We start from the raw sequence: 15,809 nt of genomic DNA on the forward strand, positions 1-15,809 counted from the left end.
TAAATACGTTTTCAGCGTGCTTTTCAGTACGTTGCGAGTGCATTCCTGCGTCGTGTGATTGATTTTTTTGTCGCATGGGAAGGGTGGTGACGCGCGTATGCAGCGCTGCTTGTGCAGGAAGGGAACGAGTGCCGGCCGGCTTTCGAAAATGCCGTGAGCTTTGTTTTGAATGGCGGAAATAACAAGAACCCCACGCAAGGTGGGGTTCTTGTTCTGCGTGCGAAGTGATGGCTGTCAGGACACCATCACGGCAGTGTGATGCAAGGTGAACCTTGCTGACGATCAGCCTACAAAAACCACCTGGCCGCGCATTGCGGCGACGGCGAGATAGCCGATGAAGGTTCCCAGAATGGCGAAGATGCCGCCAAGCACATTGGGTGCCGGAATCGGTGCACGCACCGATGTATAGAGCAGGCCGGTTACCAGTCCGACGCCGGATGCCAGCAATTCAGTTGCGCCAAAACCGATTTCGATCATGAGTGTCTCCTGTTATATGAATGATTGATTCGAAAGATGGATCACTCTTTTGGCGGACCGAAGACGACAGCCTTGCGGATCACCTGTACGATCAGGTAACCGATGTACGTGAAGATGATCGCCATGATGCCGCCGAGGACAGGCGGTGCGGGAATCGGCAGGTTCAGCCACGTGTACAGCGAGCCTGTAATCAGGCCGACGATTAGCGCCACGATCTCGTTTCTACCTACATAAACGTGTTCCGGTTTCATCTCTACTCCTCCTTGTAAAAGCACTTCGGTAAGTTTTTCCTCTGATTCTGAAAGCGCGCCGGCGACCATTCACCGGCGCGATGTCATATCGATTATTTTGGGAAGATGCTTTTCTTGATGATGGCGTGCACGCCCCAGTTGCCGTCCACGACCTGCGTAATGCCGAAGTCGACCGAAACCGAAATCAGCGAAATGGCCTCGTCTTCCGACAGGTTGCGCGTATTCATGAAGAAACGGCGCGTCTTGTTGAAGGCATCGGTCATTGCCGTGTTGAGCGAAGCGCGGCTGCAGACTTCTGCGACCGGATCTGCGCTATTGGCAAATTCCTTGAGGTAGTTCGGGCAACTGAAGCCGTGAACGATCAGTTCGCTTTCGGTTTCGAGCAGCGGATAGTCGAGGTCGTAAAGCTTGGTGCCCGGCAGATCCGCTTTCTTGTGCAGAATGAACTGGAACAGGCCGGTCAGCGAGCACTCGATTGCGGTACCGCAGAGTTCTGCGTCGCCTTGCGAAGCGTGCGGATCGCCGACCGTGAACATCGCGCCTTTGACCGAGACCGGGAAGAAGGCCGTCGCACCTCTGCCCATGCGCCAGTTGTCGAAATTGCCGCCGGTGTAGCTAGGCGGATTCGACGAAGCCATTTCCACTTCTGCAGGAGCCACGCCGATCAGGCCGAAGTGCGGACGCACAGGAATTTCGTATCCCTTCAGGACGTCGTAGTTCTTCTGGATGGTGGAGTGATCGACCGGAACGCCCGGGTAGTCGATGATCGGGTGGACGACGCCGAACGGGTCGGTTTGCGGCGTCCAGCGGTAGTTGTAGACCGCCTTTGCCGAAGTATGGTCGCCCTTGGCATCCACTTCGTAGACGGTGACGACTTCACGCGTCTTCGGTTCGGTGATCAGGTTGTTGTACTGGAAGCCCCAGTTGGCGGCTGCGTTGATGCCAAAGGTCTTGCCATGGAATTCCGGGTTGCCGGACGGACGTTGCATGGTGTCGATGCAGCGCACTTCCAGCACGTCGCCCGGTTCGGCGCCATTGATGAAGATCGGGCCGGTGCAAACGTGCACGCCCATGCCGCCGCCGGCGCCCAGCGGGTGGTCCATCGGACCCATGCCGCGACGATCGATGTTCTTGCCCTTGGCATCCCAGTGGAAAATGCTCTCGGCGCCCGGGTCACCCTTGATCATGCGATCGAAATCATCGTTCGAATGGTGCGTGACGGTTTCGATCGTCGCGTAATCGCCGGATTCGACTTTCAGCAGCGGTTCGATGGACTTGCTGAAATAACCCCAGTGCACGGTCTTGTCGTTGGCTGGAACGTAGTAATGGCTGAAGTTCTCACCGGCCTTCTTGGACGGCAGCGGGCGTTGCGTAACACCAGCCTTTCCTGCGGCTCCGGTAGTGGGTTTGCCTCCTATGCTGGCACGCAAACTGCGGCGGGCTTCCGCAAATTCTCCTTGCAGATCCGCATCATTCAGATGGGAAGAATGGGTGCATCCAGCGCTGCAAATGTGATCCGACATATGTCTCCTAATCTCTCTAAGGCTCCACTTGATTGTGGTCTGTCGCAAATCATAGGAGCGCGGGATTTTTGGTTTTTGTTTGGAGGCGCACTACTTATTGTCATTTGGGCGCGAGTTCGCAGCCCTGAAAAGTGGACGGATCGACAATGATGTGCGGGAAGGAGGGAATGCTTCGGCTTGAGGATCAAATTGGCCGATGGAAGCAGAAAAGCAAAAAGCCCAGCGCAAGGCCGGGCTAAGTGCTTGATTCTTGGTGGCCCGGGGCGGAATCGAACCACCGACACAAGGATTTTCAATCCTCTGCTCTACCAACTGAGCTACCAGGCCAAGGCGGGCAAGTATAGCAAACTTGCGGCAATATGCAAGCGCAATTATGTGTGACGCCAAAGCGCGCCGCTATAATGCAGGCATATTTTTGCGAATGCGGTGTCGGAACATGCAGGTACGAAGCGAAATTTGCATCATCGGCGACGGCGTGATCGGCAAGACGGCTGCGCTGGCGTTTGCGCAGGCCGGATTGAAGGTGACGCTGCTGCGCCCTGCCGCTGCAGGTCCTTCTGCATCGGCGGCTGATGCGTGGGATGTGCGCGTCTATGCGCTCAATCACGCGGCGCATGCATTGCTGTCGCCTCTCAAGGTGTGGGATGCGCTGGACGTTTCCCGTGTTGCGCCGGTGGATGCGATGTCGGTCAATGGCGATGCGGCCGGTGCGCTGGCATTCGATGCCTATGGCGCACGTGTAGGAACGCTGGCCTGGATTGTCGAGGACGCCAATCTCAATCGTGCGCTGGATGCTGCGCTGAAGTTTGCTTCCAATGTCCGCATCGTGGCCGGCCGTGCGAGCGCATTGCAGTCGAAGCAGGACGGCGTCGTCGTGCAGCTGGAGAATGGCGATGTACTCGATGCCGATCTACTGGTCGGTGCTGACGGCGGCCAGTCCTGGGTGCGTTCGCATTGCGATATCGGATTCGATTATCGTGCCTACGGCCAGCGTGCGATCGTCGCCAATTTCAGTTGCGAGAAACCGCACCGTCATGTCGCGCACCAATGGTTCACTGCCGACGAAGGCATCATTGCATTGCTTCCCTTGCCGGGCGAGCGTGTGTCGCTGGTCTGGTCCGCGCCGGATGCGCTGGCGACGGAATTGCTGCAGCAAACGCCGGCGTCTCTGGCAGCGCGTCTGGCTGCGTATGCGTTGCCGGAGCTGGGTAATTTGACGCCTCTGCAACCGGAAGCGATGAAATCGTTTCCATTGGCATTGGTGCGGCCACATGCGATCACTGCGCCGCGCGTCGCATTGATCGGCGATGCAGCGCATGTGATCCATCCATTGGCCGGGCATGGCATGAATCTCGGGTTTGCCGATATCGCCGCGCTGGTCGAGGCGGTTGCCGGTCGCGATGCTTATCGCGATTGCGGCGATGCGCGCGTGCTGTCGCGTTACGCCCGTTCCCGCAAGGAAGAGATATTGCTGATGCAACTGGCAACCGACGGTCTGGCGCGCTTGTTTACCGTCGATCTGGAGCCGTTGCGCATGGTGCGCAATCTCGGATTGAACCTCGTGAACCGACTGCCTGTCTTAAAGCGGCGGCTGATCGGCCATGCGCTTGGAAAAAAGCTGTAACGCCACACTTGGTGCCGCCAACGTCGTGCTGCAATGTTGTGTCACGACGACCTGAAAACGAACGAAAGATTGAAATGAACATGAGCAGAATGGCCGGCGTGATGCTGACTGGATTGATGGGAATGGTCGGCGCCATGGCGCATGCGGAAACGGCGCAGGAAGCGGCCGTGCGCAAGGCAGTCGCTCCCCGCCTGGGCGAGGATGCAAAGATCGAATCGGTGACGAAGACACCGTACTCCGGCTTGTACGAAATCCAGGTCAACGGCGACATCATCTATACCGACGCCAACGCGCAATACCTGTTCGTCGGTCGTATTGTCGATACGCGTACTTATCAGGACTATACGAAAGCGCGATTGGATGAAATCAACGCGGTGCCGTTTGCCGATCTGCCGCTGGATCTGGCGATGAAGCGAGTAAAAGGCAACGGCAAGCGCAAGATCGCCGTGTTCGAGGATCCGAACTGCGGTTACTGCAAGCGTTTTCATCAGACGCTGCAGGGCATCGACAACATCACCGTCTATACCTTCCAGTACAACATTCTGTCGCCGGATTCGATCGCCAAGTCGCGCGACATCTGGTGTGCAGCCGATCGCAACAAGGCCTGGAGCGACTGGATGCTGAACGGCAAACTGCCGCCGGCTGCCAATGCCGATTGTTCTGCGCCGCACGAGAAGGTGCTGGAACTGGGCAAGCGTCTGCGTGTGACCGGCACGCCGACGATCTTCTTCGTCGATGGTTCGCGCATCCCGGGCGCGATCGATGCCAAGGGGCTTGAAGCGAAACTGGCAACGGTTGGCGGCGGAAAGTAAGCACACCGGAAACGCTATCGATAGCGAAATCATGCATGAATGGCCGCGCAGGGTGCGCGGCCATTTTCATATGCGGTGACGCGATGCAACCGATACGCGATGCCGTTACACTGACACATTCACAAGACGAGAATTCGCATGAAAAATACCGTGCATTACACGATCGTTCCACATGACCCGGCTGCACATCTGTTCGGTGTCACCGTGACCGTCGATCGTCCTGACCTGAACGGACAATTGTTCACCTTGCCAGCGTGGATACCCGGCAGCTACATGATCCGCGAATTCGCGAAGAACATTGTGCAGATTGCCGCGATGGCCGGCGAGGAGCGCGTGGCATTAACCAAACTCGACAAGCATACGTGGCGCGCGGCGCCGTGCAAGGGACCGCTGACGCTGTATTACGAAGTCTATGCCTGGGACTTGTCGGTGCGGACGGCGCATCTGGATCGCACGCACGGTTTCTTCAACGGCACCAGCGTTTTCCTGCGCGCCGAAGGATACGAACATGGTGCGCATGTGGTGGATATCGTCGCGCCGGACGGCGAGTCTTATGCAGACTGGCGCGTCGCCACGGCGATGCGGCAGATCAAGGGGCGGCGTTACGGCTTCGGCCGTTATGCCGCGGCGAATTACGACGAACTGATCGATCATCCGGTCGAGATGGGCGCGTTTGCGCTGGCGACATTCAAGGCGCACGGCGTGCCGCATGACGTGGTGTTCACCGGCGTCATTCCGCATCTGGATCTGCCGCGCATCACGGCCGATCTGAAGCGCATCTGCGAATCGCAGATCGCGCTGTTCGAACCGCAGTCGAAACGCGCGCCGATGGATCGCTACGTCTTCATGACGATGGTGGTCGGCGATGGCTATGGCGGCCTCGAGCATCGTGCGTCGACCGCATTGATCTGTTCGCGCGCCGATCTGCCGGTGGCGGGGCAGAAGGAAATGACGGACGGCTATCGCACCTTCCTCGGACTGTGCAGCCACGAATATTTTCACACATGGAACGTCAAGCGCATCAAGCCGGCGGCTTTTGCGCCATACGACCTGTCGCGCGAAAATTACACGCCGTTGCTGTGGCTGTTCGAAGGTTTCACCAGCTATTACGACGATTTGATTCTGGTGCGCAGCGGCGTCATCACGCAGGAAGCCTATCTGAAGCTGGTCTCGAAAACGATCAACGGCGTGCTGCGCGGCAGCGGACGGCACAAGCAGAGCGTGGCGGAATCCAGCTTCGAGGCGTGGACCAAGTATTACCGCCAGGACGAAAATTCGACCAATGCCATCGTCAGTTACTACACAAAAGGCTCGCTGGTCGCGTTGGCGCTGGATCTGACGATCCGAGCAGAAACCAAAGGACGCAAGTCGCTGGACGACGTGATGCGTGCCTTGTGGCAGCGTTATGGCCGCGATTTCTATGCCGACGGTGAAGCGGGCCGCGGCGTGACGGAAGCGGAAGTCGATGCGCTGTTCGACAGCGTGACAGGCTTGCGGCTCAAGCGCCTGCTCGATCGCTGGGTGCGCGGCACCGGCGATCTGCCGCTGGAAAAACTGCTTGCGCCGTTCGGCATTGCCTATTTCGATCAGCGCAAGCGCGGCAAGCCCATCCTGGGTGTGCGTACCGTACGCGACAACGGGGATTGCAAGGTGGCCGCCGTCTATGAAAACGGTGTAGCGCATCTGGCGGGCGTATCGGCTGGCGATGTACTGGTTGCGATCGATGGTTTGCGCGTCACCAGCATGAATCTGGAGAACGTGTTGAGTCGATATCGTGTCGGTGATGCTATTGCATTGCATGTATTCCGCCGTGATGAACTGCTGTCGCTGGCATTGATGCTCGGTAGTGACGATACGCCTGCCGTCACGCTGAAAGCGGAAGAGCGGCCGGCCGCCGCCATGCGTTTGCGCACGGCTTGGCTGGGCCAGTGAATCGTTTCGCAGACATGAAAAAGCCCGCAATAGCGGGCTTTTTTGTTGGGTGAATGGTAAGGATTATTGAAAGAGCCGTGCCAGTTCCACGCCTGGATCGGACGCGCGCATGAATGCCTCGCCGACGAGGAAGGCATGCACATTGGCATCGCGCATCTTCTTCACGTCGTCCGGCGCCAGGATGCCGGATTCGGTGATGACCAGTTTGTCGGCCGGGATGCGCGGCAGCAAGCCGATCGTCGTCTGCAGCGATGTTTCGAACGTGCGCAGGTTGCGGTTGTTGATGCCGAGCAGCGCTGTCTTCAGCTTCAGTGCGGCATCGAGTTCCGCCGCATCGTGCACTTCGACCAGCACGTTCATGCCGAGATCGTGGGCGCAGGCTTCCAGCTCCGCCATCAAGCCGTGGTCGAGCGCTGCGACGATCAGCAGGATGCAATCCGCGCCCCACGAACGCGCCTCATAGACCTGATACGGATCGACGATGAAATCCTTGCGCAGTACCGGCAATGCGCAGGCCGCACGTGCCTGTTTCAGGTAATCCGGGGCGCCCTGGAAAAATTGCACATCGGTCAGCACGGACAGGCAGGCCGCGCCATGTTGCGCATAGCTGGCGGCGATGTCGGCCGGACGAAAATCGGCGCGCAGCACACCTTTGGACGGCGACGCCTTTTTCACTTCGGCGATCACGCCCGCCTGGCCGGCAGCGATCTTCGCGCGCAGCGATGCTTCGAAGCCGCGCAACGCAGCGCGCGCTTCCTTGTCGCTTTCGACTTCGCCGCGCAGGCTGGCGAGGCTGCGTGCTTTTTTCGCAGCGGCGATTTCTTCGGCCTTGACCGCGAGAATCTTGTTGAGAATGTCGGACATGATGTTTCGATTCCGGTATGGGATGTGAGTGTGAATCGGCTCAGGTCTTGCCGAGTTCCTGCGTGACGCGGACGAACTGTTCGAGCTTCGCACGGGCTGCGCCGGAAGCAATGGTTTCGCGTGCCTTGGCGAGACCGTCGGCAATCGACGAGACGATGCCGGCCGCGTACAGCGCAGTCGCGGCATTCAGGGCGACGATATCGCGTGCAGGGCCGTTGACGTTGTCCAGCGCCTCGAAAATCTTGGTCTTTGATTCGATTGCATTGTCGACTTTCAGATTGCGGCTGGCGATCATCTGCAGGCCGAAATCTTCCGGATGGATTTCGTATTCGCGAATTTCGCCATTGACCAGTTCGCCTACCATGGTGGCGGCGCCCAGCGATACTTCGTCCATGTTGTCGCGGCCCCAGACGACGATCGCATGCTGTGCGCCGAGACGTTGCAGCACACGTACCTGGATGCCGACCAGATCCGGATGAAACACGCCCATCAGGATGTTCGGCGCGCCGGCCGGATTCGTCAGCGGGCCGAGGATGTTGAAGATGGTGCGTACGCCGAGTTCCTTGCGTACCGGAGCGGCATGTTTCATCGCCGCGTGATGGTTAGGCGCGAACATGAAGCCGATGCCGGTCTGTGCGATCGATTCGGCAACCTGTGCCGGCTGCAGGTCGATCTTCGCGCCCAGCGACTCCAGTACGTCGGCGCTGCCGGAAGACGACGACACGCTGCGGCCGCCGTGCTTGGCGACACGTGCGCCGGCCGCAGCGGCGACGAACATGGAGGCGGTCGAGATGTTGAAGGTATTGGCGCCATCGCCGCCGGTGCCGACGATGTCGAGCAGGCCGGTGGTGTCGGCCAGCTCGACCTTGGTCGAGAACTCGCGCATCACCTGCGCGGCGGCAGCGATTTCGCCGATGCTTTCCTTCTTCACGCGCAGGCCCATCGTCAGCGCCGCGATCATGACCGGCGACATTTCGCCGCGCATGATGCGGCGGAACAGCGCCAGCATTTCATCGTGAAAGATTTCGCGATGTTCGATGCAGCGCAGCAGGGCTTCCTGGTTGGTGATCATCGTATACCTCTGTCAGACGAGGAAGTTTTTCAATAGCGTGTGGCCGTGTTCGGACAGGATGGATTCCGGATGGAATTGCACGCCCTGAATGTCGAACTGCTTGTGGCGCACACCCATGATCTCGCCGTCTTCGGTCCAGGCGGTCACTTCCAGGCAATCCGGCAGCGATGCGCGCTCGATCGCCAACGAATGATAACGAATGATCGTGTACGGGCTAGGCAGATCCTTGAAGACGCCGACGCCGGTATGTTCGATCGTCGAAGTCTTGCCGTGCATGACTTGCTTGGAGCGCACGACGTTGCCGCCGAATGCCGCGCCGATTGCCTGATGGCCGAGGCAGACGCCGAGGATGGGCAGTTTGCCGGCGAAATGCTGCAGGATGGGAATCGAAACGCCGGCTTCGTGCGGCGTGCACGGGCCCGGCGAAATGCAGATGCGTTCCGGATTCAGCGCGGCGATTTCTTCCAGCGTGATTTCGTCGTTGCGCACGGTGTGCACGTCCTGGCCGAGTTCGCCGAAGTATTGCACCAGGTTGTAGGTGAATGAATCGTAGTTGTCGATCATGAGCAGCATAGGGCACCCGATAATGGTGAGTGGGATGAAATCACCCCGAATGAAACGAGAATTGCAGTTGCTTCAGACATCGTGCGACGCGCCATTGCGCGCATATCAGGAGCAGGTAGCCGCACAGTTCCACCAGTTCCTCGAAATTCTGTGCGCCGGCTTCGCCAAGTTCGTCCAGATTCATGCCCATGTGGCCTTCCGCTATGGCGGAAGCAAACAGTACGAAAACGAACAGCGCAATTTGCAGCAGCGGCAGACTGCGCGATCGCCAAAGCTCGCTGACGGTCAGCGTCTGCCGGTTGCGGATGAACGAGCCGATGCCCAGCAGCAGCAACAGCAGTAGCGCGGGAGCAATGGCCGGTTTGTACCAGAGCTGTTTCGTCGATGAAAACACCGGGCCGGTAATGGCCGATACGTCCAGCGGCTGAAGCAGCACGGCGCCCCAGCTTAACTCGCGGGCGAACATCGCCAGCCAGATCGGTGCGATCAGCAGCCAGAATTTGCGATAGCGCGGTTCCGTCGACGCGGCACGCAAGCGGAATGCCCAGAGACCGCCGACGAGCAGCAGGGCAGCCTGCAGATTTTCGATCGGCCCGTTCTCCCAGCCGAAAGTCGCCGGCAGGCGCGGTGCGATGAAATAACTGGCGATCAGAGCAGCGAGGAAACAGAAAACGAGTGGCAGCGAAAACCTGCGGGAAGCTATATATGCGGACATTCGGACTACATGAAAAACGGGTGAGGCCGGGCGACGCAGTATCGTCAGGCAAATAAGGGGGCAACAACAATCGAGGGGAGGACATGGAAATTCTCCTTGCGCCAGCCGTCAGGCTTCGCCGTCCAGACCGTCCTGTACCTGCTCCGCGGCGCGCAGCACGGCACGCGCCTTGTTCTCGGTTTCCTGCCACTCCATTTCCGGAACCGAATCGGCGACGATGCCGGCGGCGGCCTGTACATACAGCGTGCCGTCCTTGATGACGCCGGTGCGAATCGCGATCGCCAGGTCCATCTCGCCGCCGAACGACAGATAGCCACAGGCGCCGCCGTAGATGCCGCGCTTGGTCGGCTCCAGTTCGTCGATGATTTCCATCGCACGGACTTTCGGTGCGCCGGACAGCGTGCCGGCCGGGAAGGTCGCTTTCAGCACGTCGAGGTTCGACAGGCCATCCTTCAAGGTGCCTTCAACGTTGGAAACGATGTGCTGCACGTGCGAATACTTTTCGATGACCAGTTTGTCGGTGACCTTGACGCTGCCGATGTCGGCGATGCGGCCGATGTCGTTGCGTGCCAGGTCGATCAGCATCACGTGCTCGGCGATTTCCTTCGGGTCGGCCAGCAGTTCCTTCGCCAGTGCCGCATCCTTTTCCGGTGTTTCGCCGCGCGGGCGCGTACCGGCCAGCGGACGGATCGTGATTTTCTTCTTGCCGTCTGCAGTCGCCTCGTTGCGCACCAGGATTTCCGGCGACGAGCCGACGATCTGCATGTCGCCGAAGTTGTAGAAGTACATGTACGGCGACGGGTTCAGCGAACGCAGCGCGCGGTACAGCGTCAGCGGCGCATCGACGTAGGGCTTCTTGATGCGCTGGCCGATCTGCACCTGCATCAGGTCGCCGGCCATGACGTATTCCTTGGCTTTGGCGACGGCATCCAGATAATCCTTCTTGTCGAATTCGCGGATGGCTTCGGTGCGTACGGAACCGCTGGTGACCGGCACATCGACCGCGCGGTGCAGCTTTGCGCGCAAGTCTTTCAGGCGCTGGCGGCCTTTTGCAAACGCTTCCGACTGCGTCGGATCGACGTAGACGATCAGATAGAGTTTGCCGGACAGATTGTCGATGACGGCTAGTTCTTCGGTCAGCAGCAGCTGGATTTCCGGCAGGCCCAGGTCGTCCTTCGGTGCGGTGTTCGCCAGGCGTTTTTCGACATGGCGCACGGTGTCGTAGCTGAAGTAACCGGCGAGGCCACCGCAAAAGCGCGGCATGCCCGGAGCGATCGCAACCTTGTAGCGCGACTGGAACTGCGCGATGAAATCGAGTGGATTGCCGTTGAAGGTTTCGATGACGGCATCGTCGCGTACCACTTCGACGCGGTTGCCGTAGCTGCGCATCAGTGTGTTGGCGGGCAGGCCGATGAAGGAGTAGCGGCCGAAGCGTTCGCCGCCGACGACGGATTCCAGCAGGAAGGTGTTCTTGCCGCCGTTCTGGGTCTGCGCCAGTTTCAGGTACAGCGACAACGGGGTTTCGAGATCGGCAAAGGCTTCAGCGACCAGCGGAATGCGGTTGTAGCCTTGCGCGGCCAGCGATTTGAATTCGAGTTCAGTCATGGTTTTCTCCCGGACCGCTATTGTAGTCGAGCGGTTCGTCACAGTAGACGGTGTTCAAAAAACGTTGCCGACCGCGCACAGGCGATCAGCGGCAGCTGGTGGTTAGCACCAGAATTGCCAGCGTCGCCAGAGCCAGGCCTCATGCGTGCCGGGTGTCGCGAATCGTTTTTTGCCGAGAGACATGAATGGATTCAGGGATTGATCAGTTGCGCTGCACAGAGCAGCGAGGAAACTATACCATCGCTGTCGACTTCTTGTATAGATTGCCCGTGGTTGTAGCCATACGGGACATTCAGCACGCGGCAGCCGGCCGCGCGCGCTGCCTGCGAATCGTTGATCGAATCGCCGATGGCGACGACTTCCTGCGGTTGCAGCGCGAAATCCTTGCAGACTTGCAGTAATGGCATCGGGTCGGGTTTTTTCTTTGCGAACGAATCACCGCCGTAGATGATCTCGAAATAGTCGTGCAGGCCGGTTTTCTGCATCAGCGGGATCGTGAAGGCCAGCGGCTTGTTGGTCACGCAAGCCAGCCGCAAGTCCTTGGCGCGCATGGCCTGCAGGCCTTCGTGCACTTCCGGGTAGGCGGTCGCGTAGTCGCCGTTGATGTCGTGGTAGTGCCGGTTGAATGCCTGCATGGCATTGGCGAAATGCTGTTCGAGCTGTTCCGGCGAAAAATTCATGCGCAATGCACTGCGCACCAGATTCTCGGCGCCCTTGCCGACGAAGGAAACCACCGTTTGCCGATCGAGCGGCGCCAGATGCAGATCGCGGCGCACGCGGTTGACGGTTTCATGCAGATCCTGCGCGGTATCCAGCATGGTGCCATCGAGGTCGACGATGACGCCGCGAATACCATGCAGCGGCTGCACTGCGGTGTTTCCCGTCATCAGACTTTTGCCAGTTCGCCGCGCATGGCGTCGATGACGGCTTTGTAATCCGGCTTGCCGAAAATAGCGGAGCCGGCCACGAAAGTATCGGCGCCGGCCTTTGCCGCGGCGGCAATATTGTCGACCTTGATGCCGCCGTCGACTTCCAGCAAGATGTCGCGTCCCGATTCGTCGATCAGTTTGCGCACGGCCTCGATCTTCTTCAGCGTGTGCGGAATGAAGGACTGGCCGCCGAAGCCGGGGTTCACCGACATCAGCAGGACGATGTCGAGCTTGTCCATTACGTGTTCCAGATAATGCAGCGGCGTGGCCGGATTGAAGACCAGGCCGGCCTTGCAGCCATTGTCGCGGATCAGTTGCAGCGAGCGGTCAATGTGTTCGGATGCTTCCGGATGGAAAGTGATGATGTTGGCACCAGCCTTGGCGAAGTCCGGAATGATGCGATCGACCGGCTTGACCATCAGATGGACGTCGATCGGCACCTGCACGTGCGGCCGGATCGCTTCGCAGACCAGCGGGCCGACCGTCAGGTTGGGAACGTAATGGTTGTCCATCACGTCGAAGTGGATGATGTTGGCGCCGGCGGCGACAACATTGCGGACTTCTTCACCCAAACGGGCGAAATCGGCGGAAAGAATGCTGGGAGCGATGCGATAGGTCGGCATGATGAGGGCCTTCGATAAGGCTTGAAAATAAGGCTGAGGGTAAAGCTGAAAGCAAGGCTGGGAAGCCAGGTCGTCATTTTACCTTGGAGGCTGCTTTTCTTGCGCGATGCGCGAATTTCGTGTGCAATGAGCCGCCATTGGAATCGAGGCCGCCGATTGTCCGGCCGCCCGCATTGAAGGAATCGCATGCCAGCTTATGAATTTGCCGTCTCTGTTCGAACGCAGTATCTGGAAGAGCAGTCCGATCCGGACCGTGCCCATTATGTATTTGCCTACGCGGTGACGATAAAGAATACCGGCACGGTGCCGGCGCAACTGATTTCGCGCCACTGGATCATTACTGATACGAACAATCGCATAGAAGAAGTGAGCGGGCTGGGTGTCGTCGGTAATCAGCCGTTGCTGCAGCCTGGCGAGCAGTTCGAATACACCAGCGGCGCTGCGCTGGAAACGCCGCAGGGGTCGATGAAGGGCGAATATTTCTGTGTGGCGGAGGACGGTACGCGTTTCGAGGTGCCGATTCCGGAATTCGTGTTGTCCTTGCCGCGAACCTTGCATTAATCCTGTTTCCCGTCCGCATCTCGTGCGGGTGGATTTTCCTTTGTCTCATCGCGTGGACGGACCGGTTTCCTGCCGGCGAACATCGTCCACCACACGATGAAAATCAGCAAAAATACCGCTATGCCTGCTTCAACGAATAACAGCCACATGCTCCGTCTCCCGATATCCCTTGTCCGCCGTAGTGTACTCATATCGTTACTGCTCGGGCTGGTTTCCTGTTCGACCGTGCCGCCCGAACCGCCAGGCAAGACTGCGCAGCCGGTCGAGCAGCCGCAACCGGCATTGCCTAGAACGGAAGTCGGCGCGACCTTGCAGCCATCGAGCTTTGCCGCCCTGCCGGGCTGGGGCGTCGACCGGCAGAACGAGGCGTGGCCGGCATTCACTGCGTCTTGCTCGGTACTGATCAGGCGGCCTGACTGGAAGGAAGTCTGTGCGGCTGCGCGCAATGTGAATGGCAGCGATGCCGAGGCGGTTCGCGTTTTCTTCGAGACAAATTTCACGCCCTACCAGGTTGCCAATGCCGATGGTTCGCAAAACGGACTCGTAACCGGCTATTACGAGCCGTTGCTGCGCGGTGCACGCAAGCGCGGCGGGCTGTATCAGACGCCGCTGTATCGGGCGCCGGCCGATCTGCTGGCGATCGACCTTGCAAACGTCTATCCAGAACTGAAAGGACTGCGTCTGCGCGGCAGGCTGGTCGGCAAGAAAGTGGTGGCTTATCCGTCACGTGCCGAATTGATGCAGTCGGGAGAATTGGCCGGCAAGGAAATTCTCTGGGTAGACGATCCGATCGAGGCATTTTTCCTGCAGGTGCAGGGATCGGGGCGCGTGCAACTGGCCGGTGGCCACGAAATCGTGCGCCTCGCCTACGAGAACCAGAACGGATGGCCGTACAAGTCCATCGGCCGTTATCTGGTGGACAAGGGCGAGCTGACGCTGGATCAGGCATCGATGCAGAATATCCGGGCCTGGGTGCTGGCCAATCCCGAGCGGCAGCAGGAATTGTTGAATGCCAATCCCAGCTATGTCTTCTTCCGTGAAGAGAAGGTGACAGATCCTGCGGTAGGGCCGAAAGGTGCGCTGGGCGTGCCTTTGACACCGCAGCGCTCGATTGCCGTCGATCCGCAGTTCATTCCGCTGGGTGTTCCGGTCTTCCTGGCGACGACGCAGCCGAATAGCAAGGTACTGCTGCAGCGGCTGGTCATGGCGCAAGATACGGGCGGCGCAATCAAGAATGCGGTGCGGGCTGACTATTTCTGGGGTTTCGGCGCGCAGGCTGGCGAGTTGGCCGGGCGCATGAAGCAGCGCGGCATGATGTGGGTATTGCTGCCTAAGAATGCGATTGTCGGATCGGCGAAATAAGCGGAAGCAACAAGTAAGAATAACCGGAGAGCGATCATGCAATTTGAAAACATACTTGTGGAAATACACGGCAAGGTCGGATTGGTGGCGCTCAATCGGCCGGAAGTATTGAATGCACTGAATGACCGGCTGATGGATGAATTGGGTCAGGCATTGCTGGCTTTCGATGCCGACGACGATATTCATTGCATGATCGTTACTGGCAGCGACAAGGCGTTCGCTGCCGGCGCGGATATCGCGGCGATGGCTGACTACTCTTATATGGACGCCTATAAGAGCAACTTCATCGGCCGGAATTGGGAGCAGATTCGCAGCGTGCGCAAGCCGGTGATTGCTGCCGTTGCCGGATATGCGTTGGGCGGCGGTTGCGAACTGGCGATGATGTGCGATTTCATCATTGCCGCGGATACGGCGAAGTTCGGGCAGCCGGAAATCAAGCTTGGCATCATCCCGGGCGCCGGCGGCACGCAGCGCCTGCCGCGCGCCATTTCCAAATCCAAGGCGATGGATATGTGTCTGACGGCACGCATGATGGATGCGCAAGAGGCAGAACGTGCCGGACTTGTCTCGCGTATCGTCCCTGCGGACAAATTAAGGGAAGAGGCGCTGGCGGCAGCGCAAGCCATTGCGGCGATGTCGCTGCCGATGGTGATGATGGCCAAGGAAGCGGTCAATCGCGCCTATGAAACAACGCTGTCGGAAGGCATGCAGTTCGAACGGCGGCTCTTTCATAGCACTTTCGCAACCGAGGATCAAAAAGAAGGAATGAAAGCTTTTTTAGAAAAGCGCTTGCCAGCCTTCAAAGGGATTTGATATAGTTCGCCTCCCGTTGCGAGACGGGGCTAAAAAGAAGGTGTTGACCGAGGTGCGTAGCGCTGGTTGAACTGGATTTTTG

General features: G+C 58.9%; 17 protein-coding genes and 1 tRNA gene. 7 read left to right on the forward strand and 11 right to left on the reverse strand.

Features of this window, described 5'->3' with window-relative positions:
- Nucleotides 1-282 precede the first annotated feature (282 nt).
- The 3 genes from IEV40_RS12830 to IEV40_RS12840 form a co-directional block, all read right to left on the reverse strand.
- Nucleotides 283-477: a DUF1427 family protein gene (locus IEV40_RS12830; protein WP_188422295.1), complete on the reverse strand. Its 195-nt coding sequence runs from the start codon at nt 475-477 to the stop codon at nt 283-285.
- 41 nt (nt 478-518) lie between these two features.
- Nucleotides 519-728, reverse strand: a complete 210-nt coding sequence (locus IEV40_RS12835; protein WP_188422298.1) for a XapX domain-containing protein — start codon at nt 726-728, stop codon at nt 519-521.
- Between the two features lie 92 nt (nt 729-820).
- Nucleotides 821-2,026, reverse strand: a complete 1,206-nt coding sequence (locus IEV40_RS12840) for an acetamidase/formamidase family protein (protein WP_229724103.1) — start codon at nt 2,024-2,026, stop codon at nt 821-823.
- Nucleotides 2,027-2,053: 27 nt separating this feature from the next.
- Between IEV40_RS12840 and IEV40_RS14685 the strand changes: the two genes are divergently transcribed.
- A complete protein-coding gene (locus IEV40_RS14685) occupies nt 2,054-2,401 on the forward strand; it encodes a hypothetical protein (RefSeq protein ID WP_229724104.1) in 348 nt (115 codons plus the stop codon).
- 101 nt (nt 2,402-2,502) lie between these two features.
- Here the strand turns inward: IEV40_RS14685 and IEV40_RS12845 are convergent.
- Nucleotides 2,503-2,578 (reverse strand) — tRNA-Phe (locus tag IEV40_RS12845).
- A gap of 109 nt (nt 2,579-2,687) precedes the next feature.
- Between IEV40_RS12845 and IEV40_RS12850 the strand changes: the two genes are divergently transcribed.
- The 3 genes from IEV40_RS12850 (at nt 2,688) to IEV40_RS12860 (ending at nt 6,619) form a co-directional block, all read left to right on the forward strand.
- Nucleotides 2,688-3,875, forward strand: coding sequence for an FAD-dependent monooxygenase (locus IEV40_RS12850; RefSeq protein ID WP_188422302.1), 1,188 nt, complete (start codon nt 2,688-2,690; stop codon nt 3,873-3,875).
- Nucleotides 3,876-3,955: 80 nt separating this feature from the next.
- Entirely contained in the window at nt 3,956-4,687 is a 732-nt protein-coding gene (locus IEV40_RS12855) for a DsbC family protein (protein WP_371870059.1), read from the forward strand.
- A gap of 138 nt (nt 4,688-4,825) precedes the next feature.
- Nucleotides 4,826-6,619, forward strand: coding sequence for a M61 family metallopeptidase (locus tag IEV40_RS12860; protein WP_188422307.1), 1,794 nt, complete (start codon nt 4,826-4,828; stop codon nt 6,617-6,619).
- A 63-nt stretch (nt 6,620-6,682) separates the two neighbouring features.
- Here IEV40_RS12860 and trpC read toward each other — a convergent pair whose 3' ends face one another.
- From trpC to rpe, 7 genes are all read right to left on the reverse strand, one after another.
- A complete protein-coding gene (gene trpC, locus IEV40_RS12865; protein ID WP_188422309.1) occupies nt 6,683-7,483 on the reverse strand; it encodes an indole-3-glycerol phosphate synthase TrpC in 801 nt (266 codons plus the stop codon).
- A 40-nt stretch (nt 7,484-7,523) separates the two neighbouring features.
- Nucleotides 7,524-8,555, reverse strand: a complete 1,032-nt coding sequence (gene trpD / locus IEV40_RS12870) for an anthranilate phosphoribosyltransferase (RefSeq protein ID WP_188422310.1) — start codon at nt 8,553-8,555, stop codon at nt 7,524-7,526.
- A 12-nt stretch (nt 8,556-8,567) separates the two neighbouring features.
- The gene (locus IEV40_RS12875) at nt 8,568-9,128 is read right to left on the reverse strand and encodes an aminodeoxychorismate/anthranilate synthase component II (protein ID WP_188422313.1); all 561 of its coding nucleotides are present in this window, start codon (nt 9,126-9,128) and stop codon (nt 8,568-8,570) included.
- A 31-nt stretch (nt 9,129-9,159) separates the two neighbouring features.
- On the reverse strand, nt 9,160-9,834 hold the full coding sequence (locus IEV40_RS12880; RefSeq protein ID WP_188422315.1) for a hypothetical protein: 675 nt from the start codon (nt 9,832-9,834) through the stop codon (nt 9,160-9,162).
- Between the two features lie 108 nt (nt 9,835-9,942).
- Nucleotides 9,943-11,439 carry an anthranilate synthase component I gene (gene trpE, locus IEV40_RS12885; protein ID WP_188422317.1) on the reverse strand — a complete coding sequence of 499 codons (1,497 nt, stop codon included), beginning with the start codon at nt 11,437-11,439 and terminating at the stop codon, nt 9,943-9,945.
- A gap of 191 nt (nt 11,440-11,630) precedes the next feature.
- Nucleotides 11,631-12,326 carry a phosphoglycolate phosphatase gene (locus tag IEV40_RS12890; RefSeq protein WP_188422319.1) on the reverse strand — a complete coding sequence of 232 codons (696 nt, stop codon included), beginning with the start codon at nt 12,324-12,326 and terminating at the stop codon, nt 11,631-11,633.
- Nucleotides 12,326-12,991, reverse strand: coding sequence for a ribulose-phosphate 3-epimerase (gene rpe, locus IEV40_RS12895; protein ID WP_188422321.1), 666 nt, complete (start codon nt 12,989-12,991; stop codon nt 12,326-12,328). Before rpe ends, IEV40_RS12890 begins: the two co-directional genes overlap by 1 nt.
- A gap of 186 nt (nt 12,992-13,177) precedes the next feature.
- On the opposite strand from rpe, the gene apaG reads away from it, so the two are divergent.
- The 3 genes from apaG to IEV40_RS12910 all read left to right on the forward strand — a co-directional run bounded on the left by apaG (nt 13,178) and on the right by IEV40_RS12910 (nt 15,727).
- The gene (gene apaG, locus IEV40_RS12900; protein ID WP_188422323.1) at nt 13,178-13,552 is read left to right on the forward strand and encodes a Co2+/Mg2+ efflux facilitator ApaG/CorD; all 375 of its coding nucleotides are present in this window, start codon (nt 13,178-13,180) and stop codon (nt 13,550-13,552) included.
- Nucleotides 13,553-13,699: 147 nt separating this feature from the next.
- Complete coding sequence (gene mltA, locus IEV40_RS12905; protein ID WP_188422325.1) at nt 13,700-14,914, forward strand: murein transglycosylase A; 1,215 nt, start codon at nt 13,700-13,702, stop codon at nt 14,912-14,914.
- Nucleotides 14,915-14,950: 36 nt separating this feature from the next.
- Nucleotides 14,951-15,727 (forward strand): enoyl-CoA hydratase, encoded by a 777-nt coding sequence (locus IEV40_RS12910; protein ID WP_188422327.1) that lies wholly within the window; start codon nt 14,951-14,953, stop codon nt 15,725-15,727.
- The last annotated feature ends 82 nt before the right edge of the window (nt 15,728-15,809 follow it).

Origin of the sequence: Oxalicibacterium solurbis (assembly GCF_014635845.1) — a bacterium.
Lineage (GTDB): Bacteria > Pseudomonadota > Gammaproteobacteria > Burkholderiales > Burkholderiaceae_D > Oxalicibacterium > Oxalicibacterium solurbis.